A 26,813-nucleotide genomic window follows, 5' to 3' on the forward strand; every position below is an offset into this window, starting at 1 on the left:
ACCGTTCCGGCGACGTTTCAAAGGAGAGACCATGCCCATTCAGACGCGCGCGGCGATCGTCCGCGACCAGCCCGGCTCGTTCGAGGTGACCGACGTCGTCCTCGACGACCCGCGACAGGGAGAGATCCTCGTGAAGATGGCGGTGAGCGGCCTGTGCCACTCCGACTACCACCTGGCGACCGGCGACAGTACCGCCGGGACGCTGCCGATGGTCGGCGGGCACGAGGGAACCGGCGTCGTCGAGGCCGTCGGGCCGCACACCCCGGGCTGGGAGGTCGGCGACAAGGTCGTGTTCTCGTTCATCGCGAGCTGCGGCAAGTGCCGGTGGTGCAACGAGGGCATGACGAACCTCTGCAACCTCGGCGCCTACCTGATGCGCGGCAGCCGGTTCACGGACGTCGACAGCTACCGCGTCTCGCTGCCGGACGGCACGCCGGTCGGACAGATGTGCGGTCTCGGCACGTTCGCCGAGCGGACGGTCGTCGACGTCGACTCGGCGGTGAAGCTGCCGGAGGACGCCCCGCTCGACAAGCTGTGGCTGCTGGGCTGCGGTGTCGGCACGGGATGGGGATCCGCCGTGTACGCGGCGCAGACCGAGCCCGGCGACGTCGTCATCGTGATCGGCATCGGCGGGGTGGGGATCAACGCGGTCCAGGGTGCGCGGCACGCCGGCGCGGTCGCTGTCATCGCCGTCGACCCGGTGGAGCTCAAGCGCGAGAAGGCGCTCGAGGTGGGGGCGACGCACGCCTTCGCGACGATCGAGGAGGCGAGCGAGTTCGCGCGGACGATCACGGACTGGCAGGGTGCCGACCGTGCCATCCTCACCGTCGGCGTGTTGAGCGGCAAGGACGTGGCCGACGCGTTCTACTCGATCCGCAAGGCGGGCACCGTCGTCGTCACGTCGATCGCGCCGGCATCGGAGACGAGCATCCCGATCCCGCCCCTCGACATCACCCGCTACCAGAAGCGCATCCAGGGCGCGATCTACGGTGCCAGCAACCCCCGGGCGGACATCCCCCGGCAGTACGCGATGTACCGCGCGGGCCAGCTGAAGCTCGACGAGCTCATCTCCGCGACCTATGCCCTGGACGACATCGGTCAGGGCTACGACGACCTGCTGGCGGGAAGGAACGTTCGCGGCGGAATCGTGCACGCCTGAGGGCGCCCGCCGCTAGGACGCCGCGCCGGGCGCGACGCGTCGGGCGCGGGAGCCGTTGCGGAACACCTGCGGGTTGGCGTTGCGGTAGGCGCGCGCGATGTCCGCGGCGGTCTGGGTGAGGATCGGCAGCACGACGCCCACGAGCGACTCCTCGGTCTCTCGCACCGTCGTGGACGATGCCGAGAGCGCGCCGACGGTGCTGCCGTCGACGACGATCGGCACCGCGACGGCGAGCATGCCCGGGTGCAGCTCCTCGAGCGAGACGTCGTACCCCCGCGTCCGTACCTGCGCGATGCGCTCGCGCAGCGCGGCGGGGTCGGTGAGAGTCCGAGGCGTGTGCGGCTCGAGCGGCTCCTCGGCGAGGTGGGTGTCGAGCTCGGCGTCGTCCAGATCGGCGAGCAGCACCTTGCCGAGCGCCGTGGCGTGCGCGGGCAGCCGCTGGCCGATGCGGACGGCGTCGGGCAGCGGGCGCCGGTCCTCCACGCGCGCGACGTGCATCACGTGACGGCCGTCCAGCACGCCGATGCTGCACGTCTCGCCGGTGCGGCCGACCGCGTCGGACAGGTAGCGGTACGAGATCTCCGGCAGCGAGGACGCCGCGAAGTAGCCGGCGCTCAGCTCGAGGATGCGCGGGGTGAGGCGCCAGACGCCGCCCGTGGACTCCGCGTATCCCAGATGCTCGAACGTCAGCAGGATCCGTCGCACCACCGGCCGCGACAGGCCGACCTGGCCCGCGATGGCCGCGACGCTGAGCGCGGCGTCGTGGCCGCCGAAGGCGAGCAGCACCTCGATGCCGCGCTCGATGCTCTGGATCCGGTCGCGTGAGCGCTCATCGGTCATGCGGGGCTCCCTCCTGGGCGTCGCCTCGCGGCGCTGCCTCTCCATAGTAGGGATGGCGTCAGCGCGGATCGGGATCCGGCGGGGGCGGGTCCCCGGGCGTCGAGTCTCGCCGGTTCCGCCGCGCGTCGACGGCGATGACGGTGGTGTGACGCGGCCGCGGGGCCGGCCGCGGCCTCGCGATATCTTTTCCGGGTGACAGTGAAGCGCATCGCGTCCGTGGTCAGCATGCTCGTGGCGACGGCGTTCGTCGCCGGCTGTGCCCCCGCGAACGGCGCCCCGGAGCCGACGACTCCGGCGCCGGACGCCTCGACGGAGGCTCCTGAGCTCGCGTCGTTCGCCTCTCCGCGGGCCTTCGAGGGCGATCCCGTCCCCATCGAGCTGGACGCCGTCGACGCGAACCTGGCCGGTGACTTCTCGAGCAGATACACGCTCGCCGGTGATCGCGTCTACGCCATGACCGGCACGTCCGTCAGCGCGGCCGATCTGCTCAGCGGCGAGACCCTCTGGGAGACCGCGTTCCCCGATTCCGGCGAGCAGCAGGTCGCCGGCGTCTTCTATGACGAGCGGGGCGCGGGAGCGCCGCGCGTCAGCGACGACGGGTCCCTCGTGTACGCCGTCAGCACCGTGCGATGGGAGGGCGGAGGCACCAGCACCGACTCGTTCGCCTTCCAGGTGATCGCGGTCGACGCGACGAGCGGGGAGATCGACTGGAGCAGCGACGTGCCGGCGCCCGAGGAGGTAACCGACACCGCAGCGGTCTCCGTGAGCATCGCTGCCGTGGACGACGAGAGGGTGCTCGTCGCATACGCGGGGGACGGCATCACGCAGCAGGGCATGGTCGCGTCCGTGGACAGGAGTGCGCACGACGTCGAGTGGACCGCTGCGGGGACGCTGCAGCACACGACGCCCGATGCGCTGCTCATGGTGCGCACTCCCGAGGACAGCCCGTACCCGCAGCTGGCGGGCATCGACCCCTCGACCGGGGAGCAGCTGTGGATCGCCGGCGGCGACGCATCGACGGCCGTCACGTCGGCGGCGGCGGCGGACACGCCGGCCGGGCTCGTGGTGACCCCGCGCACGTACTCGGGAGCGGACGCCGTGACGAGCATCCTCGACCCGCTGACCGGCGAGGCGCGGCAGGAGGTGCCGGACCTCCTCCTTGACGGGCCCGCGACCGACGGCGACCTGCTCTACGACGTCTCCGGGAACGGGATCCGGTCGATCGATCCGACATCGCTCTCCGTCAGGTGGGAGCTCCCGACCGACGAGCGCGTCGCGCCGAGGAACCCGGTGCTGTTCGGCGGCCTGGTGTACGGCAGCGTCGACGCGGGCGAGGGCGTCGTGCTGGACGGCGACACCGGAGAGGACGTGACGGCGGGTGTGCCGGGGCGCTTCCTCGCAGTCAACGAGCACGGCGCGCTGGTGCTGCAGCTCGACCAGGACCGAGTGGTGTTCCTGCCCGCGACCGGCTGAGCGGCTGCGGACTGTCGGCGCCGCCGGTCGTCCCCAGGGGCTTCCGTCCCACGGCCTGTACACCGCCGGGTGCGGGGAGGGATCGGGTGGCGCGGTGCTCCGTAGCGTGGGCGTATGCCGACCGTCGAGGGGATCAGCGCTCCGCCGCGCCGAGTGCGGCTGGGCCTCGGCGCGGTCGTGGTGCTGACGGTCGCCGCCCTCGGCATGACGATCGGCGTCGGTGTCTGGCGGTCGGCCTCGACCCCCGTGGAGCACGTGACGGGTGAGGCGACGCCGAGCCCTGTCGCGACGGTGGCCGCCGGGCGCGTGTACGTGCACGTCGACGGGTCGGTGCGCGCGCCGGGACTGTATGTGCTGCCCGCGGGCGCACGGGTCGTCGATGCGATAGCGGCCGCCGGCGGACTCACGGACGACGCGGCCGGCGCCGCCGTGAACCTCGCCCGCGTCGTCAGCGACGGCGAGCAGCTGGTGGTGCCGGCGGAGGGTGAGGCGCCGCCGCCGGTGACGGTGGAGGGCGGCAGCGGCGCCGAGGCGACCGTCGACATCAACGCCGCCGATGCCGCCGCACTCGAGGAGCTGCCGCGCATCGGCCCGGCGCTGGCGGCGCGCATCATCGAGTGGCGCGAGGCGAACGGCCGTTTCGAGAGCGTGGAGGACCTGCTGGCGGTGTCCGGCATCGGCGACAAGATGCTCGAGGCGCTGCGTCCCCTGGTCCGCGTCGGGTGATCGTCTCCAGCAGGCTAAGGAGCTCGCCCGAACGAAGAGCAACCGCGAGACGGTCGACCTGGCGCTTCGTACGCTGATCGCGGTGCGCCGTCAGCCCGCGGCCGTGGAACGGATCATCCGTCGTCGCTTCGCGCCTGACCCGATCGATGCTCCTGCGGCCGCCCCACCGGCGACGCCAGACCATGCGTCAGGTCCGCGCCGCCGCGCCGCAAAGCATGCGTCGTGACGACCTACCTCGTCGTGGGAACACCTCGCCGAGCGCGACGCCCTCGATCTCCAGCAGCCGCTCTGGGAGAGCGGCCCCGTTCGCGCCGCCGCGGCGTTCGACTGCCTCATCGCCGCGTACGCCGTCGTCGACGACGCAGTGATCCTGAACTCCGACGAGGACTTCGGTTACCTCGAGAACGCCTCCGCCGGCCGTGTTCGTCAGGAGTACGTCGAGGCATAGCCACGCCTGCGTCTGTCGAGAGCGTCTCGGCCCGGACGAATCCGGCGGACGTTCGATGAACGAATGGCGGCGGGGTTCGACGTCCCTCGTCCCCAAGTGGCATGGTCGTCCGCTGCGCTCCTCATAGGGACGTCCCGCCTTCCCGCCCGGCGATCGCTTCGTAGCTTTGGGCCATGTCGAGCGCGGAGCGGATGCCTGCCAGTCCCGGTCCACGGGATCTGCGGATGGTCGGGATCGGGGCGGTGTGCTGGGTCGCGGCGTTCGCGAGCGTGCTCGCGCCGGCGATCTCCGTCGGGGTGGCGATCACCGCCGCCGCTCTCATAGCGACCGGCCTCGCGATCTGGTCTCGGGTCCCATGGCGCGAGGCGTGCGGGCTCGCGGTGCTCGCGTGCGTGGCGGCAGGTGCCGCCGCGGCGCATGTCGCTGTGGCTCAGCCCGGTCGCGTCGTCGCCGCGGAGTTCGCCGGGAGCGGGGGACGGACGATCGAGCTCGAGCTGACGGTCACGTCGAAGGTGGAGAGGCGAGGCGAGGCGCTGTGGTTCGACGCCGACGCGTCGGAGGTGCGCCGTGGCGACGAGAGGTTGCGCGGCGCCGTGCCCGTGACGGTCAGCGTGCCGGCGGAGGCGGCGACGGGGGAGAAGCTCGATCTGGGCTCGTCCGCGGTCGCCCGCGGCAGCGCGCAGGCCGGCGGGGCCGGGGATCGCGCGGTGCTCGTCGTCTTCGCGCGGGAGGTGGAGGCGCGCGCCGCGCCACCGGCGCTCCTGGGGGCCGCGGCGGGCCTCCGAGACGCGTTCGTCGAACGCTCGTCGACGCTGCCCGCTCCGGGCTCCCTGCTGCTGCCCGGGCTCTCGGTGGGCGACACGCGCGCGGTCTCCGACGAGCTCGACGCGGCGATGAAGGCGACGTCCCTCTCCCACCTGACCGCGGTCTCCGGGGCCAACTGTGCGCTCGTGGTCGGGATCGCCTTCGGAGCCGCGGCACTGGCGGGGCTGCCTCGAGGTGCACGCGTCGGGGTCGCGCTGGCTGCACTGTCGGGGTTCGTGGTGCTCGTCACCCCGGAGCCGAGCGTCGTCCGGGCGGCGACCATGGCGACGATCGCCTTGCTCGCGATCGTGCTGGGCCGCGCCGGCGCGGGCGTGTCCGTGCTCGCGCTGGCGACCACGACGTTGCTCGTGGCCGACCCCTGGCTGGCGACGTCGTATGGGTTCGTGCTGTCGGTGGTGGCGACGGGGTCCCTGCTGCTGCTCGCCGGACCGCTGTCGCGGGGGCTCAGCCGCTGGCTGCCGGGTCCGCTCGCGCTCGCGCTGAGCGTGCCGCTCTCCGCCCAGCTCGCCTGTGGCCCGGTGCTGGTCCTCCTGGCGCCGGAGGTGCCCGTCTACGGCGTCATCGCGAACCTGCTGGCCGGACCGGCGGCGCCCCTGGCGACGGTGCTGGGCCTCGCCGCCTGCCTCGCGGCACCGATCCCCGTGCTCGCCGACGGGCTCGCGGGTCTGGCCTGGCTGCCCTCCGCGTGGGTGGCGCAGACGGCGCAGATGCTCGCCGGGATGCCCGGGGCGCGTCTCGTGTGGCCGCCGGGGCTCGGGGGAGCGGTCCTCCTCGCCCTGGCCGGAGCGGGGATCGCGGTGCTGCTCGCCCACACCGACACGGCCCGTTCGTCGGTGCGGAGACTGCGGCGGGTCATCTCGGGTGCCCTCGCCGCCGGCCTCGGCGTGGCCGTGGGGGTCTCGGCTCTCGGCGGCGTGGCGGGGCCGCTCACCGTGCCCGCCGACTGGTCGCTCGCTGCGTGCGACGTCGGGCAGGGAGACGCGCTCGTCATCCGCTCGGCCGGCGCCGTCGCCGTGATCGACACCGGTCCGGAGCCGGCCGCGCTGGGCGCCTGCCTCGCGCGGCTCGGCGTGGCCGATGTCGACCTGCTGGTGCTGACGCACTTCGACCTCGATCACGTGGGCGGCGCGGCCGCGTTGCGCGACCGCGTCACCACCGTGCTGCACGGTCCGGCGACGCGCTCATCGGCGGGGCAGGCGCTCGACGACCTCGGCGAGGCCGAGCGCGTGCTGGCGACTGCGGGCATGACGGGGACGCTGGGCGGCGCCGAATGGCGGGTCCTCTGGCCGCGCGCCGCATCGGCGGCGTTCGGCGAGGGCAATGACGCGAGTGTGGTGATCGAGATCGCCGGTCCGGACGTGCCTCGCACCATCCTGCTCGGCGACCTGTCGGCGTCGGCACAGACCGCTCTCCTCGGCACGGCGCGCGTCGCCGGGCCCTATCGAGTGGTGAAGGTCGCGCACCACGGCAGCGCCGACCAGGCGCCGCAGCTGTATGCGGAGCTCGCACCCACCGTGGCGTTGGTGACCGTTGGCGCGGACAACGACTACGGGCATCCGCGTGCCGAGATCCTGACGCTTCTCGCGTCGCTCGGCGCCACCACCGCTCGAACGGACGAGTCGGGCCTGATCCTGATCGCCGAGGACGACGGCGAGCTCGTGGTCTGGCGCGAGCATCCCCCGTAGGGCGGAGCGCCGCGCCGACGACCTCCGTGCTGCGGTCGTCGTCGCGGTGGCCGCTCAGACGAGGGTGGTGAGCACCCCGCCGTCCGCTCGCAGCGCGGCGCCGTTCGTCGCCGAGGAGACCGGGCTTGCGAGGTACGCGACCAGGTGGGCGACCTCGTCGGGCTCGATGAAGCGCTGGAGGAGCGAGGTGTCGCGCACCAGCGCCGCCTTCAGCTCGTCCGGCGACGTCCCACGCAGGGCCGCGATCCTCTCGACGGTGTCGGCCACGCCCTCGGAGTACGTGGGGCCGCCGAGCACGGTGTTGACGGTGACGCCCGTGCCCCGGGTGAGCTTCGCCAGCCCGTTGCTCAGCGCCATCACCGCCGCCTTGGTCGCGCCGTAGTGCACCATGTCGCCCGGCACGTCCACGGCGGACTCGGTGCCGACGAAGACGATGCGGCCCCAGCCTGCGGCCAGCATCGCCGGCAGCAGCCGGCGAGACAACCGCACCCCGCTCATCACGTTGACCTCGAAGTACCGCCGCCAGGTGTCGTCGCCGGTGTCGATGAACGGCTCGACGCCGAACAGCCCGACGTTGTTGACCAGGACGTCCACCCGTCCGAGCGCGTCGAGGAGCGCCTGGACCTCCCGGCCGTCGGCGAAGTCGGCGGCGATCCCGGACACGTCGGCGTCCGGCAGCTCGGCGCGCAGCCGATCGACGGCCCGATCCACCCGATGCGCGTCGCGCCCGTTGAGCACGACCGAGGCTCCCTCCGCCGCGCACGTCCTCGCGACGGCATACCCGATGCCCTGCGTGGAGCCGCTGACGAACGCCCGCTTGCCGGTCAGCCCATAGTCCATGAGGCCTCTCCTCTTCTGCCCGTCCGGGCGTCAGTTACTTGCTTGAGCAAGTCAAATCTAGGCACATCTAGTTGCTCAGGCAAGTTTCTCGGTAGGGTCGTCCATATGACCCGCCAAGAGGACCCGGAAGACTTCACCCCCGAAGAGCTCGACACCTGGTCGACGCTGGCGACCCTGCTGGAATGGCTGCCGGCCGTGCTCGACGCCCAGCTGCAGCGCGACTCGGAGATCAGCCACTTCGAGTTCGGCGTGCTCTTCGCCCTCTCCCAGGCCGAGGGCGGCACGCTCCGCCTCAGCGAGCTGGCGAGCTACGCCAACGGCACGCTCTCGAGGCTCTCTCGCGCGGTCGCGCGACTGGAGGCCAAGGACTGGGTGCGCCGAGCGCCGGACCCGCACGATGGCCGTAGCAACGTCGCGTCGCTGACGGAGCAGGGGCAGGACGCCGTGCGTCGTGCGGCGCCCGGTCACGTCGCGCTCGTGCGCAGACTGGTGTTCGACTCGCTGTCGCGATCCCAGGCGCAGCAGCTGGGCGCGAGCGCCCGACGCGTCAATGGCGCGATCCGGAGCGAGCAGGGCTGGCGACCTCGCGCGTGAGCCTGGACGAGGCGGGCCCGGCGTCGTGCCGCGCGATGACTGTCGGACCGCGCCGGTAGGCTGGCAGCATGGCAGCCGCTTCCGCTTCCCGGTCCCGCTCCGGCGGGTCGGCTCGATCGGGCGGAGCCAAGGCGTCCATCCCGCAGGTGTCGTGGCGGACACCGCGGCCGGCTCCCATCGTGCTGGTGTCGGGGCCGGAAGAGGTCTGCGCCGAGCGTGCGATCGGCGGCGTGCGCGACTACCTCAAGACCGAGGACCCGGCGCTCGAGATCAGTGACATCCGGGCCGACGACTACACGTCCGGAACGCTGCTGGCGGTGTCCGCGCCCTCGCTGTTCGGTGAGCCGCGCCTGGTGCGGGTCTCCGGCGTCGAGAAGTGCTCGGACGCATTCCTCGCCGAGGCGCTGGCCTACATCGAGCACCCCCAGGACGGCGCGACCGTCGTGCTCCGGCACACCGGGGCTACCGTCCGCGGCAAGAAGCTGCTGGACGCGATCCGCTCGGGCGTCGGCGGGGGAGTCGAGGTGCCGTGCGCCGCTGTGAAGCGCGACGCCGACCGGCACGACTTCGCGGCGGGCGAGTTCAAGGCCGCAGACCGCCGGATCGCCCCACGTGCTCTGCAGGCACTGCTCTCGGCGTTCGCCGACGACCTGACCGAGCTCGCGGCGGCGTGTCAGCAGCTGATCTCGGACGTCGACGGCGACATCACCGAGGAGATCGTCGCGCGGTACTACGGCGGTCGCGTGGAGACGAACGCGTTCGCGGTGGCCGACACCGCCATCGCGGGCCGCTACGGAGAGGCTCTCGTGGGTCTTCGGCACGCGCTCGCGTCCGGAGCGGACCCGGTGCCGATCGTCGCAGCCTTCGCGATGAAGCTGCGGACGATGGCCAAGGTCGCCGGTTCCCGCGAGCCCGCGCGTGCCCTCGCCGCGCGGCTCGGGATGAAGGACTGGCAGGTCGACCGTGCGAAGCGGGACCTGGTGGGCTGGACGCAGTCGAGCCTCGGGCTGGCGATCCAGGCGACCGCGCGTGCGGACGCCGAGGTCAAGGGCGCCTCGCGCGACCCGGTGTTCGCGCTCGAGCGCATGATCGCCGTGATCGCCACGCGCCGTCCTTTCGGCGAGTGACCGGGGCCGGCGGGTCGTGGAGGCTCGCCGCGGCGAGGTCAGCGCCGAGGCGAGCCCCTGGCGACGGTCAGCCCTCGAGCAGGACGCGCATGCGCTCGTAGAACGTCGACGGGTCGCCGGCGAGCGACTGCTTCACCATGGCCGTCCAGTCGTCCACGATGACCTCGATCTCCCCTGAGGCGAGGCCGTCCAGCGCCTTGCGAGGAACGTCGCGCGGGTCGATCTTCGCGCCGTCGTAGCCCGCGGAGAGATCGGTGTCGGCGGCGCCGAGCAGCACTCCCTGCACGAAGGTGCCCTGTTCGGCGAGCTCGAGCCTCATGGCGTTGGTCATGTTCCACTCCGCGGCCTTCGCGGCAGAGTATGCGCCGGATCCCGGCGTCGAGAACCACGACAGCGCGGAGAGCACGTTCGCGATCGCGCCGCCGCCGTTGCGCGCGAGCACCGGGCTGAAGGCGCGGATCACCCGCAGCGTGCCCCAGAAGTGCGTGTCCATCTCGCGGCGGACTCCGTCGAGGTCGCCCACGGCGAGCCGGGTTCCCGTGGAGACGCCTGCGTTGTTGATCAGGAGGGTGACGTCCGGCGCGTTCTCGGCGGCGGCGGCGATCGTGGCGGGGTCGAGCAGGTCGAGCTGCAGCGGGACGACGCGCTCGTCGTCGAAGTCGACGGTCTCGACGCGCCGCGCCGTGGCGTAGACCTTGCGCGCCCCGCGTTCCAGGAGCTCGAGGACGAACTGGCGTCCGATGCCGCGGTTCGAGCCGGTCACCAGGGCGGTCTGGTCGGTGATGTTGTTCATGCGCTGCTTCCTGCTGCGTGAGTGAGTGCCGTTGATCCGGCCGGTGGCCGACGGCGCGGACTACGCTAAAACCTGACGCTAACGTCAAGGGCAAGTTCGTTCGCCAGCAGAGGACAGAGACCATGCGCATCGGAGACCTCGCCGCACAGGCGGGAGTCAGCAGTCGGGCCTTGCGGTACTACGAGGAGCAGGGGCTGCTGACGTCCCGGCGCACCCCGAGCGGGCAGCGCACGTACGCGGACGCGGCGGTCGAGCGCGTGCGCCTCATCCAGCGATTCTTCGCGGCGGGGCTCAAGAGCCGCACCATCGGGCAGATCCTGCCCTGCGTGGACACCGGACACGGGTCGGCGGAGGCGATGGCGCTGCTGACGAGCGAACGCGACCGCATCACCGCCGCGATCGCCGATCTCGCTGCGGCCCGCGACGCCCTGGACCGCGTCATCGATCACGCGCAGCACCCCAGCGAGGAGCACTGCCCGGGTCTTCGCGACCCCGCCTGGTCCGAGTACGTGCCCGCGGCGGTGCTGTGACCGACGAGAAAGGCCCGCCCCTTATCGGGACGGGCCTTTCTCGTGGAGGACTCGGCTCAGAGAGCGGCGACCTTCTTGGCGATGGCCGACTTGCGGTTCGCCGCCTGGTTCTTGTGGATGACGCCCTTGCTCACGGCCTTGTCGAGCTTCTTGCCGGCCTTGACCAGAGCGGCCTCGGCGGCCGCCTTGTCGCCGGCGGCCACGGCCTCGCGGGTGCGACGGACGACCGACTTCAGCTCGCTCTTGACCGCCTTGTTGCGCTCGCGCGCCTTCTCGTTGGTCTTGTTGCGCTTGATCTGCGACTTGATGTTTGCCACGTGTCAGAGGACTTTCGTTCAGAGGTTGTTCGGACGATGTCGATTGACAAGAGAGGGGTGTCGCACGACGGGTGTGGGAGACCCCACACGCAAGCCAAGGACCGAGTCTAGCAGGTCGGGCCCCGACCGTTGTCTGCGGTGTCGGCTACGACGGCGACCGCGAGATCGAGCGCGGCGTTGAACGCCTCCGGTCGCATGGCGGTGACCAGATGCGTCGCGCGCGGGACGACGACGAGCTCGGCGTGCGGCGCGAGGCGCAGGAACAGCCGCTCGTGGAGGCGCAGCTGATCCCATTGCCCGTTCACGAACCACAGCGGCACCCGGATCCGTCGCAGGGCGGCGACCAGATCGAGCACCGACAGGCTGCGCAGAGCGGTGTCCTGCGCGAGATAGGCGTAGCCGCCCGCGCCGAAGTCGGCGCGGGTCTCGACGGGCAGCGTCGCCCGCAGCACGCGCTCGGTCAGCCAGCGCCCGCGACCGGGCAGGGCGTTGAAGCCCGCAGCGAGCGTCCGATACAGGCGCAGACCGAGCCCGCGCGGGATCGCGGTGCAGGAGGTCGCGACGAACCCGGCGACAGGGGGCGGCGTCGGCGCGCCCGCGTACTCGGTGCAGATCAGGCCGCCGAGCGAATGCCCCACGAGGAGCACCGGTCCGCGGTCGGCGGCGTCGCGCACGGCGGCATCGATCGCATCGAGCGCGCTGTCCAGGGTGAACACCTCCGCGATGCGCGTGCCGTGGCCCGGCAGGTCGATCGCCCGCGCGGCCACGCCTCTCGCCTCGAGGTGCTCCAGCTGCGCGCGCCACATCGTCGCGGAGGTCCTGATGCCGTGGACGAGCACGACCTGCACAGTCATGCGCCTCACGCTAGCCGGGACGCTCGCGCGCGGGCTCGGAGACACGGTTCGAGCCTTCGAGTCGCGGCACCGTAGAATCGGACGGACATGTCTCCCCGTGCCTCTTCGCCGCTCGAGCCCGCCGCGACGCCCCCCGAGCGCATCCGGAACTTCTGCATCATCGCCCACATCGACCACGGCAAGTCGACGCTGGCCGATCGGATGCTGCAGATCACCGGCGCGGTGGCCGATCGCGACATGCGCGCCCAGTACCTCGACCGCATGGACATCGAGCGCGAGCGCGGCATCACGATCAAGTCGCAGGCCGTGCGCATGCCGTGGGAGCAGGACGGCCACGCGTTCGCGCTGAACATGATCGACACCCCGGGCCACGTCGACTTCACGTACGAGGTGTCGCGGTCGCTGGCCGCGTGCGAGGGCGCGATCCTGTTGGTGGACGCCGCGCAGGGCATCGAGGCGCAGACGCTCGCGAACCTGTATCTGGCGCTCGAGAACGATTTGACGATCATCCCGGTGCTCAACAAGATCGACCTGCCCGCAGCGGATCCGGAGCGGTTCGCGAAGGAGCTCGCCGACCTGATCGGCGGCAGCCCGGACGATGTCCTGCGCGTGTCGGGAAAGACCGGCGAGGGCGTCGAGGAGCTCCTCGACCGCCTTGTGGCCGAGATCCCCGCACCGAAGGGCGATGCCGACGCCCCGGCGCGCGCGATGATCTTCGACTCCGTGTACGACGCGTACCGCGGAGTGGTGACGTACGTGCGCATGATCGACGGCACGCTGTCGCCGCGCGAGCGCATCCAGATGATGTCGACGCGCGCGACGCACGATCTGCTGGAGATCGGCGTCTCGTCGCCCGAGCCGGTGCCCTCGAAGGGACTGGGCGTCGGCGAGGTCGGCTACCTGATCACGGGCGTGAAGGACGTCCGCCAGTCGAAGGTCGGCGACACCGTGACGGGAGCCCGCACGCCCGCGACGCAGGCGCTGGCCGGTTATGTCGACCCCAAGCCGATGGTGTACTCGGGCCTGTACCCGATCGACGCCAGCGACTATCCGGACCTGCGCGAGGCCCTCGACAAGCTCAAGCTGTCGGACGCGTCGCTCGCCTACGAGCCGGAGACGTCCGTGGCCCTCGGCTTCGGCTTCCGCTGCGGGTTCCTCGGCCTGTTGCACCTCGAGATCATCACCGAGCGACTCGAGCGCGAGTTCGGGCTCGACCTCATCACGACGGCACCGAGCGTGATCTACGAGGTCACGACGGAGACGAACGAGACGATCGTGGTGACGAACCCGAGCGAGTACCCCGACGGCAAGATCAACGGCGTCACCGAGCCGATCGTGAAGGCGTCGATCCTCGCCCCCAAGGACTACGTCGGCACGATCATGGATCTCTGCCAGACGCGTCGCGGCACCCTGCTCGGCATGGACTACCTGTCCGAGCAGCGCGTCGAGCTGAAGTACACGATGCCGCTCGGCGAGATCGTGTTCGACTTCTTCGATCAGCTGAAGAGCCGCACGCAGGGCTACGCGAGCCTGGACTACGAGCCCGCCGGGCGCCAGGAGGCCGACCTGGTGAAGGTCGACATCCTGCTGCAGGGCGATCGGGTCGACGCCTTCAGCGCGATCGTCCACCGCGAGAAGGCCTACGCGTACGGCACGACGATGACCGAGCGGCTGCGCAAGCTCATCCCGCGGCAGCAGTTCGAGGTGCCGATCCAGGCGGCGATCGGGGCGCGCATCATCGCGCGTGAGAACATCCGCGCCATCCGCAAGGACGTGCTCGCCAAGTGCTACGGCGGCGACATCACCCGCAAGCGCAAGCTGCTCGAGAAGCAGAAGGAAGGCAAGAAGCGGATGAAGATGGTCGGTCGCGTCGAGGTGCCCCAGAACGCGTTCATCGCGGCACTGTCGGGCGACGTCGAGGCTGCCAAGTAGTCGAGGCTGGCACTGCCCGTCAGGCTAAGAACGTAGGCTGGAGCACATGCGTCGCGGCACCTTCCAGGACGAGACGGTCGACTATGCGGCGGTCGGCGCCACTCAGGCGCACGACCTGCTGCAATACCCGCCGGAGCACAGCCTCCCCGCGGCCGATTCGTGGCGGATCGGCAGTGGAGAGGAACGGTTCCGCACCGCGGGTGACGCACTGCTGTCGTGGGGCGCCCTGAAGGGGGCCGGCCTGACGGTGACCGATGTGCGCCCCGCCCCGGGGCCCGCCTACTCGGGCGTGAGCTTCGACGGCGACGGAAACGCCGTCGCGCCTTCCCGTCTCGAGGCCGACCAGCACTACGACGCCGAGGGCACGCCGTACGCGGGGCCCGGGACGACGCTCCGCGTGCACGGCCGCGTGGGCGGCATGCGTGCCGACGCGGAGCTCCGTGTCATCTTCGTGATCGAGGAGGCGCGCCGCATCGGGTTCGCGCTGGGCACGGTCGGCGGCTCCGTCGTGAGCGGCGAGGAGTCGTTCATGGTCGAGTGGCGCGACAACGACGAGGTGTGGTTCACGGTGAAGGCGTTCGACCGCCCTGTCGGTCTGCTCCACCGCCTCTTCCGCGGAATCGTGCGCCGCCGCCGCAAGGCGCTCTTCGCCGGTTACCTGCGCGCGATCTCACCGCTGTTCGCCACGCCCGGCACCTGATGGCCGGCTGCTGATGGCCGGCCCCCTTCCCCTGGGAGACCCGGCTCCCGCCGACGGGCGCCTGCCCGCCGGTCTCCGCTCCGCGGCGGACGTCGACTTCAGTGTGTACCTGCACGTGCCGTTCTGCCGCGTGCGCTGCGGATACTGCGACTTCAACACGTACACGTCGAGCGAGCTGCGAGGCGCCCGGCAGGACGAGTACGCCGACACCCTTCTGCACGAGGTCTCGCTCGCCCGCCAGGTGATGGCGGACGCGGACGCCCTGCGCCCCGCGAGCACGGTCTTCTTCGGCGGCGGCACCCCCACGCTGCTTCCCGCCGGCGACCTGGGCCGGATGCTGGACGGCGTGCGCTCGGCGTTCGGCGTCGCACCGGACGCGGAGGTGACGGTCGAGGCGAACCCCGACACGGTGACGCCCGCCGTCGCGCGCGAGCTCGCCGCGGCGGGCGTCACGCGGATGTCGGTGGGCATGCAGTCGTCCGTGCCGCACGTGCTCGCCGCGCTCGACCGCACGCACTCGCCCGCGAACGTCCGCACCGCCGTGGACGCCGCGCGCGACGCCGGTCTCGACGTCAGCGTCGATCTGATCTACGGCGCACCGGGGGAGACCCTCGCCGACTGGGAGGACTCGCTCGAGTCGGCGCTCGCGCTCGATTCGGATCACATCTCCGCGTATGCGCTCATCATCGAGGACGGCACGAAGCTCGCGCGGCAGATCAAGCGCGGCGAGGTGCCGGCGCCCGACGACGACCTGCAGGCGGACATGTACGAGCTCGCGGACGCGCGGCTCGGCGCCGCCGGCTTCGACTGGTACGAGGTCAGCAACTGGGCACGGGGCGAGGTGCACCGATCGCGGCACAACCTCGCCTACTGGCGTGGCACCGACTGGTGGGGGTTCGGCCCCGGCGCCCACAGCCATGTGGGCGGTCTTCGCTGGTGGAACGTGAAGCATCCCGCGGCCTATGCGCAGCGCCTGGCGAGCGGGGCCTCGCCGGCAGCCGGCCGAGAGCTTCCGGACGACGGCGCGCGGGCGCTCGAGCGCGTCCTGCTGGAGAGCCGCATCCGCGAAGGACTCGCGGCCGACACCCTCGGCGTGGACGCCCGGCGCGCCGTCGCCGGCCTCGTCGCCGACGGTCTCGTGGACGGGGCCTCCGCCGTTCGAGGCCGGGTCGTGCTCACCCTGAAGGGCCGCCTGCTCGCCGACGCCGTCGTGCGCGCGCTGACCCAGTGAGCCGCTCTCGGCAGGGCACAAGACGACCTCGGGCTCAGAGCCGCCTCTCGTGGCGTCGGGGCTTGAGACGCTCCGGCGCGTCCGCGCACTCGGGGAACTCGCACGTGAACCAGCCCTCATAGCCGAACAGGAAGCCGAAGACGCGATTGCGCACCTCGAGTCGCACATGGAACGCGCCGCGCTCGTCGTCGTACCGCTCATGAAGTTCTGCGTACCCGGAGAACAGCATCGGGAAGCGGAACGCGATCGGCCCTTCGTAGAAGCGCTGGGCGCCGGACCTCAGCACGAGTCCGCCTGAGCCGTCCACGTCGAGCTCGAGGTCGACCGCCAGGTGCTGGTGCGTGCCGAGATAGTCCACGATGATGCCGCGGCTCGGGTCGAAGACCATCGTCGCGTCGAAGCGGGCCGGCCTGCGGCGGGCCCGATACTCGCGCACGAACGTCACCGTCTCCCGTCCGAAGGGGTCGCGATACGGGTAGTTCTCGATCAGGAACGGGACGTCGTCGCCGGTGTCTGCGACGAGGATGCGGCGCACGCGGCCGAACTGCAGGAAGGGCACGGTCCACCAGGGACCGCGTCGGATCCGCGTCATGGTGCCGCGTCCCACACATGAATAGCCGGCCGCGAGAGAGACGCCGAAGCGCCGCTGCAGCATGGGATGCAGCCGGTCGAACGCCGGTCCGAGGGCCGCGCGGAACATCCCGTCGGACGTCACGACGCGTCCAGCCCCTCGAGCGTGGCAGGCGCTTCCGCCATCGCCCCGGCGGCGGGAGGCGCCGTCCGGCATCGACCCGCGCGGGGCCGCCCGGTGCGCCACCACGCCAGCACGGTGGCGGGACCCCAGTGCTCCGGCTCCTGACCGGTCTCCGCCCAGATGCGCAGCCGATCGAAGCTCCACGCCGTCATCCAGAGGATGAACGGTCGCAGCACGAGATCGGGAAGCGCCCCGAACCCCGGCGCGTAGTCGTAGCCGGTGATGAAACGGACTCCATCGGCGGTGGGCACGTACCGCCAGTAGCCGCGCCCACGCCGGAGCGGAGAGAGCGGGTCCTGGGTGTCGAAGGCGAGCGCGGACGTGCGCGTTCCGTCGTCTCGAAGGCGTTCGCCGATCGACACGCCCGTGCCGGTGATGCGGTGCAGCGGCAGCGCGCGCGAGGGCAGGGCCCGTTCGTAGCGGAACCGGGTGCGTCCGTGCTCGTCCACCGCCACGGGAATGATCGCGCTGAAGCGCAGGTCCCACCGGGGGTGCAGCCGTGGATCCTGCGTCAGCCGCCAGACGAGCTCGATGTCCGCGCGGATGAGCGTCTCGACGTACAGCGCGCGTGCGCGTCGACGGCCTCGGCCCATGCGTCCCTCCCGGCCTCGAACTCTATCGACGCTCGCGGCGGCGACGCGCGTCCAGGCCGCGCGACGGCCCGATCCTCGCTAAGATTGGCACTCAGAAGTCACGAGTGCCAGGGGGCCCTAGGTCGTTCGGGGAGGTGCGATGGTCACGGAACGAGGACTGCAGGTGCTGCGCGCGATCGTGCAGGACTACGTCGACACGCACGAGCCCGTCGGCAGCAAGTCGATCGTCGAGCGCCACGCATTCGGGGTGTCGGCGGCGACGATCCGCAACGACATGGCGCTGCTCGAGGACGAGGACCTGATCGCGGCACCGCACACCTCCTCGGGGCGGGTGCCCACCGACAAGGGGTATCGCGTCTTCGTCGATCACCTCGCGGAGCTCCGGCCGCTGTCGACGGCGCAGCGCTCCGCGATCTCGACGTTCCTCGGCGATCCCTCCGACCTGGATGACCTGCTCGTGCGCACGGTCAGGCTTCTGACGCAGCTCACAGGGCAGGTGGCGCTCGTCCAATACCCTTCCTTCGCCTCCGCCAACGTGACGCACGTCGAACTCGTCGCGCTGGACGCCGCCCGGATGATCGTGATCATGGTCACCGACACGGGTCGTGTCTCGCAGCGGCTGACCGTCCGTCCGGCGGGCCTCCAGGACGAGGATGTCGCGGTGCTCCGCGCGCAGCTCTCGGCTCTCGTCACCGGTCGTTCGGTGCGGATCGGGTCCGAGCGCATCGAGGCGCTGCGCGCCGCGGCGGCCGCGGGCCGCTCGCCCCTCGACGAGGCGCTGCTGGCGCTCGCGAGCGTCGTCGGCGAGGAGCTCGACGAGTTCCGCCAGGACCGCCTGGTGATGGCGGGGGCGGCGACGCTCGCGAAGCGCGAGCACGACTTCCGCGGCAGCATCCACCCTCTGCTCGAGGCCATCGAGGAGCAGGTGACGCTGCTCCGGCTCATGTCGGAGATGGCGGCGGACGAGCACGGGCTGTCGGCGAGCATCGGGCGCGAGAACGACGCCTTCGGTCTGACCGAGGCGTCGATCATCGCGAGCGACTACGAGGCGGGCGTGGGCAGGGCGCGGGTCGGTCTGATGGGCCCGACCCGGATGGACTACCCGAGCAACCTGGCGGCGGCTCGCGCAGTGGCGCGATACCTGACGCGGCTGCTGGAAGAAGACGAGAACCACCGGTAAGAGGATCCGGATCCGACCGGTACGGATGTCAGGACGGGGAGGGTGCGGCGAGATCGTGCCCGACCCGAGGAAAGGCGAGTGTGGCTGACCACTACGAGGTGCTCGGAGTGTCGCGTGAGGCGACGTCCGACGAGATCAAGAAGGCGTACCGCAGGCTGGCACGCCAGCTGCATCCCGACGTCAACCCGAGCGAGGAGGCGGCGGAGCGGTTCAAGCTCGTCACCCACGCCTACGAGGTGCTGAGCGACGACGAGAAGCGGCGCCGCTACGACATGGGCGGCGACGAGGGGATGTTCGGCGGAGGCGGCGGCTTCGGCGGCTTCGGCGACATCTTCGAGACGTTCTTCGGCGGAGGCGGCGGGCCGCGCGCCGGGCGGCCACGGTCGAGGCGGGAGCGGGGACAGGACGCGCTCGTCCGCGTGACGCTCGAGCTCGGCGACGTGATCTTCGGCGTGCACCGGGATCTCGAGGTGGACACGGCGGTGCTCTGCGAGACCTGCCAGGGATCGTGCTGCCAGCCGGGCACGAGTCCGGAGCGCTGCGAGATCTGCGGCGGCGCCGGGTTCGTGCAGCGGCAGGTGCGCAGCCTGCTCGGCAACGTGGTCACGCAGCAGCCCTGCGGCGCATGCCAGGGCTACGGCACGACGATCCCGCACCCGTGCGCCACCTGCGGCGGTCAGGGCCGCGTCCGCTCGCGCCGGACGGTGTCGGTCGACATCCCGGCCGGCGTCGAGTCGGGCCTGCGCCTCCAGCTGCCCGGGTCGGGCGAGGTGGGGCCGGCCGGCGGGCCGAACGGCGATCTCTACATCGAGGTGCAGGTGAACCCGCACCCCGTGTTCAGCCGGGACGGCGACGACCTCCTGGCGACCCTCGAGGTATCGATGACCGACGCGATCCTCGGCGCCACGACGACGATCGAGGCGCTCGACGGAACCGTCGACCTCGAGCTGCGGGCAGGCGTGCAGGGCGGCGACGTGCTCACGATCGCCGACCGCGGCATCACCGGCCTGCGCAGCTCGAAGCGCGGCGACCTGCGGGTCGGCGTGCACGTCGTGACGCCGACCCGTCTGGACGCCAAGGAGCGCGCGCTCGTCGAGGAGCTCGCGAAGCGCACGAAGGCGCCGAGACCGCACCTCGCGGAGTTCCACCAGGGGCTGTTCTCGAAGCTGCGCGATCGCTTCCGGGGCGCGTAGGCCGCCGTGGCGCTGCACTTCATCGATCCGGCGGCGGGAGACGTCGCCGCCGGCGACGTCCTCGCCCTCACCGGTGCGGAGGCGCATCACGCGGCGAACGTCCGTCGCGTGCGGGTGGGCGAGGCCGTCACGGTCACCGACGGACGCGGCGTCTGGCTCGACGGCGCGTGCGAGAGCGTGGCCGCCCGCGAGGTGCTCGTGCGGATCGCCGGGCGGCGGGACGAGCCCGCCCCCGCGCCGCGGATCGCGTTGGCGCAGGCGCTCGCGAAGGGCGACCGCGACGAGCTCGCCGTCCAGGCGGCGACCGAGCTGGGCGTCGACGAGATCGTGCCGTGGCAGGCCGCGCGCAGCGTCTCCCGATGGGAGGGGCCGAAGGCGGAGAAGGGGCGCGCGCGGTGGGCGACCATCGTGCGCGAGGCGGCGAAGCAGGCGCACCGCGCCTGGCTGCCCGAGGTCGTGCCGGTCGAGACGACCACGGAGCTCGTCAGGCGGGCGTCGTCGAGTCGGATGCTCGTGCTGGACCCGACGGCGGAGGTACGCCTGTCGGCGGTGGGCCTGGAGGGCGCGGCATCGATCCTGCTCGTGGTCGGCCCCGAGGGCGGCATCGCCCCGGACGAGCTCGAACGCCTGGTCGGCGAGGGAGCGACGCCGGTGCGTCTCGGCGACACCGTGCTGCGCACGTCCACGGCGGGGCCGGCGGCGCTCGCGCTGGTCAACGCGCGGCTGGGCCGCTGGTGAGGCACGCGGATAGACTGGGACATATGACTGAACCCTCGATCTTCACGCGCATCCTGCAGGGCGACATCCCCGGCGAGATCGTGGCCGAGACCGAGCGCGTCTTCGCCATCAAGGACATCGCGCCGCAGGCGCCCGTGCACCTGCTCGTGATCCCGAAGACCCCGTACCGCGACGTCGCGGAGCTCGCCGCCGGAGACCCGTCGCTGCTGGCCGAGGTGGTGCAGGTGGCGAAGGATCTCGCGGCCGAGCACGCGGACGGCGACTACCGCCTGCTGTTCAACTCCGGCGCGGGAGCCGGTCAGACGGTGTTCCACGTACACGCTCACGTGCTCGCGGGCGGCCTGGGAGAGAAGAGCCTCGTCGGTGAGTGACGATCGCCGCCCCGAGCTCGGCGGCGACGCCGTGACCGACACGGTGACCGCTGACGGCGTCGCGATGGTGCAGCTGCTCGGCCCGCAGGACCGCCTGCTGAGGATGGTCGAGAAGGCGCATCCGGGCGTCGACGTCCACGTGCGGGGCAACGAGATCACCCTGCGGGGCGCGCCGGATGCCGTCCGTGCGGCGCGCGTCCTCGTCGATGAGCTGCTGGAGATGACCAGGGCGGGCCATGCGCTCGGCCCCGCCGACGTGCAGAGCTCGGCCCGCATGCTGCGCGACGAGTCCGGTCCGCGCCCGAGCGAGGTGATGGGCGAGGCGATCCTGTCCAGTCGTGGCAAGACGATCCGGCCGAAGACCGTCGGCCAGAAGGAGTACGTCGACGCGATCGACGAGAACACGATCGTGTTCGGCATCGGTCCGGCCGGAACGGGCAAGACGTACCTCGCGATGGCGAAGGCCGTGCAGGCGCTGCAGCGCCGCGAGGTCGACCGCATCATCCTCACGCGCCCGGCGGTGGAGGCAGGAGAGCGGCTCGGGTTCCTGCCGGGCACGCTCACCGACAAGATCGACCCCTACCTGCGCCCGCTGTACGACGCGCTCAACGAGATGATGGACCCCGAGCTGGTGCCCAAGCTGATGGCGACGGGCACCATCGAGGTCGCGCCGCTCGCGTACATGCGCGGACGCACCCTGAACAACTCCTTCGTCGTGCTCGACGAGGCCCAGAACACCACTCCCGAGCAGATGAAGATGTTCCTGACGCGCCTCGGCTTCGGCACGCGGATGGTGGTCACGGGCGACATCACGCAGGTCGACCTGCCGCAGGGCGCGTCGGGGCTGCGGCTCGTGATGCGAGTGCTCGACCGGGTCGACGACATCCACTTCTCGCGCCTCACGAGCGACGACGTCGTGCGCCACTCGCTGGTCGGGCGCATCGTCGACGCGTACAGCGAGTACGACGAGCGCCGCATGGCAGCCCGTCACGAGCGCGACGAGGCCTCCGAGCTGGCCAATCGCGCCGAGCGCCGCGGCTCAGCGGCCACCCGACCCAGCGGTCCGCGTGACCGCATGCCCAAACGAGGACGATCGTGATCGACATCAACAACGAGTCCGCCGTCGAGATCGACGAGTCGGTGCTGCTGCGGCTGACCCAGGAGAACCTGGCGGCCCTGCACGTGTCGCCCGACGCGGAGGTCGCGATCGTCCTGGTGGACGAGGGTGCGATGGAGCAGCTCCACCTCCAGTGGATGGACGAGCCGGGACCGACCGACGTCCTGAGCTTCCCGATGGACGAGCTGCGTCCCGGCACGGAGGACCAGCCGACGCCGCCCGGACTGCTCGGCGACATCGTGCTGTGCCCGCAGGTCGCCGAGTCGCAGGCGGAGACCGCCGGCCACTCCACGATGGACGAGCTCATCCTGCTCACGACCCACGGGCTTCTGCACCTGCTCGGCTACGACCACGCCGAGCCGGACGATGAGCGTGAGATGTTCGGCCTGCAGCGCGAGCTCATCGCCGCGTTCGCCGCCTCGGAGCGTCGACGACCGGCATGACCGAGACCTCGCTCGTCGCGCCCCTCCTCCTGCTGGGCGGGGCGCTTCTGCTCGTCCTCTTCGCCGGCCTGATGTCGGCTGTCGACGCGGCGCTGTCCGTGACGTCGCGCGGCGACCTCGTCGACCTCGCCACCGAGGGGCGCAACTCGCGCGCTCTCGCCCGGATCGCGGCGGACCCCGACCGTCACGGCGGCGTGGTGGTGTTCGTCCGCGTGCTGGCGGAGATGACCGCCGCGGTCCTCGTCACCGCGGCCTTCTCGCTGCTTCTCGACAGCGTGTGGTGGGCTATCCTCGTCGCGGCGGTGCTGATGGCGGTCGTCGACTACGTGGCGGTGGCCTCGAGCCCCGCGTCGTATGGCAGACGGTACGCCGCGACGCTCCTGCCGCTCACGGCGCCGCTCGTGCGGGGCGTCCGCGTCGCGTTCGGGCTCGTGGCGCACGGCCTGGCCAGCGTCGGCAACCGCGTCACGCCCGGTGCGGGGCGACGCAGCTTCGAGTCGGAGGAGCAGCTGCTCAGCATCGTCGACGAGGCCGCCTCGTACGCCCTCATCGAGAACGACGACCGAGAGCTCATCCATTCGGTGTTCGACTTCACCGACCAGGTGGTGCGCGCGGTCATGGTGCCGCGCACCGAGATGGTGACGGTCGACGCCGACGCGAGCATGCGGGAGGCGATGCAGCTCTTCCTCGATCGCGGCATCTCGCGCATGCCCGTCGTGAACGGCGAGGTCGACGACATCGTCGGGGTGCTGTACCTCAAGGACGTCGTGCAGTTCGGATTCCGCGACACGGTCACCGGCGCGGAACGGGTCGGCTGGCGCGACGCGGGCATCCGCGCGATCGCCCGCCCCGCGGTCTTCGTGCCCGAGCAGATGCGCGCCGAGACCCTGCTGCAGCAGATGAAGCGCGACGCCGTGCACGTGTGTCTCGTGGTCGACGAGTACGGCGGGATCGCCGGTCTCGTCACGCTCGAGGATCTGATCGAGGAGCTGGTCGGCGAGATCTCCGACGAGTACGACGCCCCGTCGCGGGAGATCGTCGAGCTCGCCGACGGACGCTACCGCGTCAGTGCGCGGCTGCCGCTCGACGAGGTCGGCGATCTGTTCGGCATCGAGCTCGAGGACGACGACGTCGACTCGGTGGGCGGTCTGCTCGGCAAGACGCTCGGCCGGGTGCCGCAGCCGGGCGATGTCGCCGAGGTCTCGGGCGTGCTGTTGACCGGCGGCACCTCTCGCGGGCGCGGGCGCGGCATCGCCACCGTGTTCGTCGAGCGCGGCGAGGCGCTCAAGGCGGTCGAGGAGGCGTTCGCGGAGTTCCACCCGCGCACCGGCGAGGTCGAGATCAGCAGAAGAGAGAAGCAAGATGACTGAGGCGTCCCGATCCGGCTTCGTCACGTTCGTGGGCCGCCCCAACGTCGGCAAGTCGACCCTGATGAACGCGCTCGTCGGCGAGAAGGTCGCCATCACGAGCGAGAAGCCGCAGACCACGCGTCGCGCGATCCGCGGCATCCTCAACCGGCCGGCCGGCCAGCTCGTGGTGGTCGACACCCCGGGCATCCACAAGCCCCGCACCCTTCTCGGACAGCGTCTGAACGACCTGGTCGAGCAGGTGCTGGGCGACGTCGACGTGATCGCGTTCTGCGCGCCCGCGCCCGAGAAGGTGGGCCCCGGCGACCGCCGCATCGCGGAGTCGCTCGACGGCTATCCGAGGGCCAAGAAGGTGGCGATCGTGACGAAGACCGACGCCGCCTCCTCCGACCAGGTGATGGAGCGCCTGATCGAGGTCAACGCGCTGCGCGAGGACTGGGCGGCCGTCATACCGCTGTCGTCTCTGACCGGTGACCAGCTCGAGGTGCTGAGCGACGAGCTGCTCGGGTTGATGCCCGAGGGGCCGGCGCTCTACGAGGAGGGCGTGGTCACCGATGAGAGCACCGAGGACCGCGTCGCGGAGATCATCCGCGAGGCCGCCCTCGAGGGCGTGCGCGACGAGCTGCCGCACTCGATCGCCGTGACGGTCGACGAGATCGCCGCTCGCGAGGGGCACGACGACCTGACGGACGTCTTCGCCAGCGTCGTCGTCGAGCGCGACAGCCAGAAGGCCATCATCATCGGGCACAAGGGGTCGCGGCTGCGCGAGGTCGGCGCCCGCGCCCGGGGGCAGATCGAGCCGCTCCTCGGCACCAAGGTGTTCCTGAAGCTGCACGTGCGCGTCGCGAAGGAGTGGCAGCGCGACCCCAAGCAGCTCGGACGTCTCGGGTTCTGACACACCCGGGCGCGAGGCGATGCTCGACTGAGCATCCTGCGCAACCTGGAGGTGCTGAGCCCCGCCGACATCGCGCAATGTGCGTGCTACCCTGACGGTATGCGCCTCGGTGGGCTCCTTCTCCTTAGCCGCCGCGACGAGACCTCGCAGTAGGGCCTCCTCGTCGCGGAGATCGTCGTGGCCCGACACACAACGACGAAGCGAGAGAGCGACATCATGGAGAACACCCAGAAGCCCAGCGGCATGCCGATCCACAAGTATCGGCCGTTCCACGAGCAGATCCGCGTCGATCTGCCCGACCGCACGTGGCCCGCGAAGCGGATCGAGAAGGCGCCCCGGTGGTGCGCGGTCGATCTGCGCGACGGCAACCAGGCGCTCATCGACCCGATGAGCCCCGAGCGCAAGCGGGTCATGTTCGACCTGCTCGTGAAGATGGGCTACAAGGAGATCGAGGTCGGCTTCCCGTCGGCCAGCCAGACCGACTTCGACTTCGTCCGTCAGCTGATCGAAGAGGGACTGATCCCGGACGACGTCACCATCCAGGTGCTGACGCAGGCCCGCGAGCACCTCATCGCGCGCACCTACGAGTCGATCCGCGGCGCCAAGCAGGCGATCGTGCACCTGTACAACTCGACCAGCGCGCTGCAGCGGGAGGTCGTGTTCCGGACCGACCGGCAGGGCATCGTCGACATCGCGCTCGAGGGCGCGCGTCTGTGCCGCACGTACGAGCAGACGGTGCCCGAGACCGATGTCTTCTACGAGTACTCGCCCGAGAGCTACACCGGCACCGAGCTGGAGTTCGCGGTGGACGTCTGCAACCAGGTGCTCGACGTGCTCGAGCCGACGCCCGAGCGCAAGGTGATCATCAACCTGCCCGCCACGGTCGAGATGGCCACGCCCAACGTCTACGCCGACTCGATCGAGTGGATGGGCCGCAACCTGAACCACCGCGAGAACGTCATCATCTCGCTGCACCCCCACAACGATCGCGGCACCGCCGTCGCGGCGGCGGAGCTCGGCTACATGGCGGGCGCCGACCGCATCGAGGGATGTCTGTTCGGCAACGGGGAGCGCACCGGAAACGTCGATCTGGTCGCGCTGGGCGTGAACCTGTTCACGCAGGGGATCGACCCGCAGATCGACTTCAGCGACATCGACCAGGTGAAGCGCACGGTCGAGTACTGCAACCAGCTGCCGGTCCCGGAGCGGAGCCCCTGGGCGGGCGACCTCGTGTTCACGGCGTTCAGCGGCTCGCACCAGGACGCCATCAAGAAGGGCTTCGAGGCCATGGCCGCGAAGGCCGAGGCGCGGGGCGTCACGGTCGACGACATCGAGTGGGGAGTGCCGTACCTGCCGATCGACCCGAAGGACCTGGGCCGTTCGTACGAGGCGGTCATCCGGGTCAACTCGCAGTCGGGCAAGGGCGGGGTCGCCTACCTGCTGAAGACGGACCACTCGCTCGACCTGCCTCGCAAGCTGCAGATCGAGTTCTCGGGAGTGGTGCAGGCCAAGACGGACGCCGAGGGCGGCGAGGTCACGAGCAGCCAGATCTGGGCGATCTTCCAGGACGAGTACCTGCCCGCCTCGCACGACGACGACCGGTGGGGCCGTTTCGAGCTGCTCGGCACGAGCACGCGCAGCAGCCTGGACGGCGATGTCGCCCTCGAGGTCGCGTTGCGCGACGGCGACCAGCAGGTCGACCTGTCGGGGCACGGCAACGGACCCATCGCGGCGTTCCTCCAGGTGCTGCAGGAGCAGGGCGTGGACGTCACGCTGTACGACTACGTCGAGCACACGCTGAGCGCCTCGGGCGACGCCGAGGCGGCCGCCTACGTCGAGCTGCAGGTCGACGGCCAGCGGCTGTGGGGGATCGGCATCGACGGCGACATCTCGACGGCGTCGCTGAAGGCCATCGTCTCGGGCGTCAACCGCGCGATCCGCGCGCGCACCCCCGAGCTGGTCGGCGCGGCGGTCTGATCGCCGTCGCGTTCAGCGGGCGGGGCCGTCGTCGGCCTCGCCCGCTTGCGCGTCCCAGGTGATCGTGTCGATCGCCTCGGTCGCGAGGTCGGCCGCCGCCTGTGCCTGTTC

General features: G+C 71.3%; 26 protein-coding genes. 19 read left to right on the top strand and 7 right to left on the bottom strand.

The genetic code is table 11. The annotated features are described in order from the left end of the window. Positions 1 to 31: 31 nt before the first annotated feature. A complete protein-coding gene (locus K5S26_RS08610; RefSeq protein ID WP_221857571.1) occupies positions 32 to 1,159 on the top strand; it encodes an NDMA-dependent alcohol dehydrogenase in 1,128 nt (375 codons plus the stop codon). A gap of 12 nt (positions 1,160 to 1,171) precedes the next feature. Here the strand turns inward: K5S26_RS08610 and K5S26_RS08615 are convergent, their stop codons facing one another. Then, a complete protein-coding gene (locus tag K5S26_RS08615; protein ID WP_221857572.1) occupies positions 1,172 to 1,999 on the bottom strand; it encodes an IclR family transcriptional regulator domain-containing protein in 828 nt (275 codons plus the stop codon). A gap of 192 nt (positions 2,000 to 2,191) precedes the next feature. Here K5S26_RS08615 and K5S26_RS08620 point away from each other — a divergent pair, with 192 nt between their 5' ends. From K5S26_RS08620 to K5S26_RS08630, 3 genes are all read left to right on the top strand, one after another. Next, positions 2,192 to 3,472, top strand: coding sequence for an outer membrane protein assembly factor BamB family protein (locus K5S26_RS08620; RefSeq protein ID WP_221857573.1), 1,281 nt, complete (start codon positions 2,192 to 2,194; stop codon positions 3,470 to 3,472). A 114-nt stretch (positions 3,473 to 3,586) separates the two neighbouring features. Beyond that, positions 3,587 to 4,198 carry a helix-hairpin-helix domain-containing protein gene (locus tag K5S26_RS08625; RefSeq protein ID WP_221857574.1) on the top strand — a complete coding sequence of 204 codons (612 nt, stop codon included), beginning with the start codon at positions 3,587 to 3,589 and terminating at the stop codon, positions 4,196 to 4,198. A 672-nt stretch (positions 4,199 to 4,870) separates the two neighbouring features. Beyond that, positions 4,871 to 7,156: a ComEC/Rec2 family competence protein gene (locus K5S26_RS08630; RefSeq protein ID WP_246603784.1), complete on the top strand. Its 2,286-nt coding sequence runs from the start codon at positions 4,871 to 4,873 to the stop codon at positions 7,154 to 7,156. 54 nt (positions 7,157 to 7,210) lie between these two features. Here the strand turns inward: K5S26_RS08630 and K5S26_RS08635 are convergent, their stop codons facing one another. Continuing rightward, positions 7,211 to 7,996, bottom strand: coding sequence for an SDR family NAD(P)-dependent oxidoreductase (locus tag K5S26_RS08635; protein ID WP_221857575.1), 786 nt, complete (start codon positions 7,994 to 7,996; stop codon positions 7,211 to 7,213). Between the two features lie 105 nt (positions 7,997 to 8,101). Between K5S26_RS08635 and K5S26_RS08640 the strand changes: the two genes are divergently transcribed. Further along, on the top strand, positions 8,102 to 8,590 hold the full coding sequence (locus K5S26_RS08640; RefSeq protein ID WP_221857576.1) for a MarR family winged helix-turn-helix transcriptional regulator: 489 nt from the start codon (positions 8,102 to 8,104) through the stop codon (positions 8,588 to 8,590). Between the two features lie 68 nt (positions 8,591 to 8,658). Next, entirely contained in the window at positions 8,659 to 9,717 is a 1,059-nt protein-coding gene (gene holA / locus K5S26_RS08645) for a DNA polymerase III subunit delta (protein ID WP_221857577.1), read from the top strand. Between the two features lie 67 nt (positions 9,718 to 9,784). Here the strand turns inward: holA and K5S26_RS08650 are convergent, their stop codons facing one another. Continuing rightward, positions 9,785 to 10,510, bottom strand: coding sequence for an SDR family oxidoreductase (locus tag K5S26_RS08650; protein WP_221857578.1), 726 nt, complete (start codon positions 10,508 to 10,510; stop codon positions 9,785 to 9,787). A 122-nt stretch (positions 10,511 to 10,632) separates the two neighbouring features. Between K5S26_RS08650 and K5S26_RS08655 the strand changes: the two genes are divergently transcribed. Next, positions 10,633 to 11,040 (top strand): MerR family transcriptional regulator, encoded by a 408-nt coding sequence (locus K5S26_RS08655; protein WP_221857579.1) that lies wholly within the window; start codon positions 10,633 to 10,635, stop codon positions 11,038 to 11,040. Between the two features lie 56 nt (positions 11,041 to 11,096). Here K5S26_RS08655 and rpsT read toward each other — a convergent pair whose 3' ends face one another. Both rpsT and K5S26_RS08665 read right to left on the bottom strand, forming a co-directional pair. Next, the gene (rpsT, locus tag K5S26_RS08660; protein ID WP_221857580.1) at positions 11,097 to 11,357 is read right to left on the bottom strand and encodes a 30S ribosomal protein S20; all 261 of its coding nucleotides are present in this window, start codon (positions 11,355 to 11,357) and stop codon (positions 11,097 to 11,099) included. A 107-nt stretch (positions 11,358 to 11,464) separates the two neighbouring features. Beyond that, on the bottom strand, positions 11,465 to 12,211 hold the full coding sequence (locus K5S26_RS08665; protein ID WP_221857581.1) for an alpha/beta fold hydrolase: 747 nt from the start codon (positions 12,209 to 12,211) through the stop codon (positions 11,465 to 11,467). An 87-nt stretch (positions 12,212 to 12,298) separates the two neighbouring features. Between K5S26_RS08665 and lepA the strand changes: the two genes are divergently transcribed. From lepA to hemW, 3 genes are read left to right on the top strand one after another with little or no spacing between them, the layout of a single operon-like run. Next, positions 12,299 to 14,143 (top strand): translation elongation factor 4, encoded by a 1,845-nt coding sequence (lepA, locus tag K5S26_RS08670; protein ID WP_221857582.1) that lies wholly within the window; start codon positions 12,299 to 12,301, stop codon positions 14,141 to 14,143. Between the two features lie 46 nt (positions 14,144 to 14,189). Continuing rightward, on the top strand, positions 14,190 to 14,843 hold the full coding sequence (locus tag K5S26_RS08675; protein WP_221857583.1) for a DUF1990 domain-containing protein: 654 nt from the start codon (positions 14,190 to 14,192) through the stop codon (positions 14,841 to 14,843). Between the two features lie 13 nt (positions 14,844 to 14,856). Next, positions 14,857 to 16,074 (top strand): radical SAM family heme chaperone HemW, encoded by a 1,218-nt coding sequence (gene hemW / locus K5S26_RS08680; RefSeq protein ID WP_221857584.1) that lies wholly within the window; start codon positions 14,857 to 14,859, stop codon positions 16,072 to 16,074. A 34-nt stretch (positions 16,075 to 16,108) separates the two neighbouring features. Here hemW and K5S26_RS08685 read toward each other — a convergent pair whose 3' ends face one another. Together K5S26_RS08685 and K5S26_RS08690 are read right to left on the bottom strand one after the other, a co-directional pair. Further along, on the bottom strand, positions 16,109 to 16,789 hold the full coding sequence (locus K5S26_RS08685) for a DUF4166 domain-containing protein (protein WP_308122853.1): 681 nt from the start codon (positions 16,787 to 16,789) through the stop codon (positions 16,109 to 16,111). Next, positions 16,786 to 17,421, bottom strand: a complete 636-nt coding sequence (locus K5S26_RS08690; protein WP_246603785.1) for an SRPBCC family protein — start codon at positions 17,419 to 17,421, stop codon at positions 16,786 to 16,788. The genes K5S26_RS08685 and K5S26_RS08690 overlap by 4 nt, the downstream gene beginning before the upstream one ends. 139 nt (positions 17,422 to 17,560) lie before the next feature. Between K5S26_RS08690 and hrcA the strand changes: the two genes are divergently transcribed. The 9 genes from hrcA (at position 17,561) to leuA (ending at position 26,702) form a co-directional block, all read left to right on the top strand. Next, positions 17,561 to 18,601, top strand: coding sequence for a heat-inducible transcriptional repressor HrcA (gene hrcA / locus K5S26_RS08695; RefSeq protein WP_221857585.1), 1,041 nt, complete (start codon positions 17,561 to 17,563; stop codon positions 18,599 to 18,601). Between the two features lie 80 nt (positions 18,602 to 18,681). Then, positions 18,682 to 19,794, top strand: coding sequence for a molecular chaperone DnaJ (dnaJ, locus tag K5S26_RS08700; RefSeq protein WP_221857586.1), 1,113 nt, complete (start codon positions 18,682 to 18,684; stop codon positions 19,792 to 19,794). A 6-nt stretch (positions 19,795 to 19,800) separates the two neighbouring features. Next, complete coding sequence (locus K5S26_RS08705; protein WP_221857587.1) at positions 19,801 to 20,532, top strand: 16S rRNA (uracil(1498)-N(3))-methyltransferase; 732 nt, start codon at positions 19,801 to 19,803, stop codon at positions 20,530 to 20,532. A 23-nt stretch (positions 20,533 to 20,555) separates the two neighbouring features. Beyond that, positions 20,556 to 20,903: an HIT domain-containing protein gene (locus K5S26_RS08710; protein ID WP_221857588.1), complete on the top strand. Its 348-nt coding sequence runs from the start codon at positions 20,556 to 20,558 to the stop codon at positions 20,901 to 20,903. Positions 20,904 to 20,967: 64 nt separating this feature from the next. Further along, a complete protein-coding gene (locus tag K5S26_RS08715) occupies positions 20,968 to 22,002 on the top strand; it encodes a PhoH family protein (protein WP_221857757.1) in 1,035 nt (344 codons plus the stop codon). Continuing rightward, a complete protein-coding gene (gene ybeY / locus K5S26_RS08720; RefSeq protein WP_221857756.1) occupies positions 21,996 to 22,463 on the top strand; it encodes an rRNA maturation RNase YbeY in 468 nt (155 codons plus the stop codon). Before K5S26_RS08715 ends, ybeY begins: the two co-directional genes overlap by 7 nt. Next, a complete protein-coding gene (locus tag K5S26_RS08725; protein WP_221857589.1) occupies positions 22,460 to 23,833 on the top strand; it encodes a hemolysin family protein in 1,374 nt (457 codons plus the stop codon). The genes ybeY and K5S26_RS08725 overlap by 4 nt, the downstream gene beginning before the upstream one ends. Continuing rightward, positions 23,826 to 24,725: a GTPase Era gene (gene era / locus K5S26_RS08730; RefSeq protein WP_221857590.1), complete on the top strand. Its 900-nt coding sequence runs from the start codon at positions 23,826 to 23,828 to the stop codon at positions 24,723 to 24,725. Before K5S26_RS08725 ends, era begins: the two co-directional genes overlap by 8 nt. Positions 24,726 to 24,941: 216 nt before the next feature. Further along, positions 24,942 to 26,702, top strand: coding sequence for a 2-isopropylmalate synthase (gene leuA, locus K5S26_RS08735; protein ID WP_221857591.1), 1,761 nt, complete (start codon positions 24,942 to 24,944; stop codon positions 26,700 to 26,702). The last annotated feature ends 111 nt before the right edge of the window (positions 26,703 to 26,813 follow it).

It is taken from the genome of Microbacterium marinilacus, assembly GCF_019753765.1.
GTDB classification, from domain to species: Bacteria; Actinomycetota; Actinomycetes; order Actinomycetales; family Microbacteriaceae; genus Microbacterium; species Microbacterium marinilacus.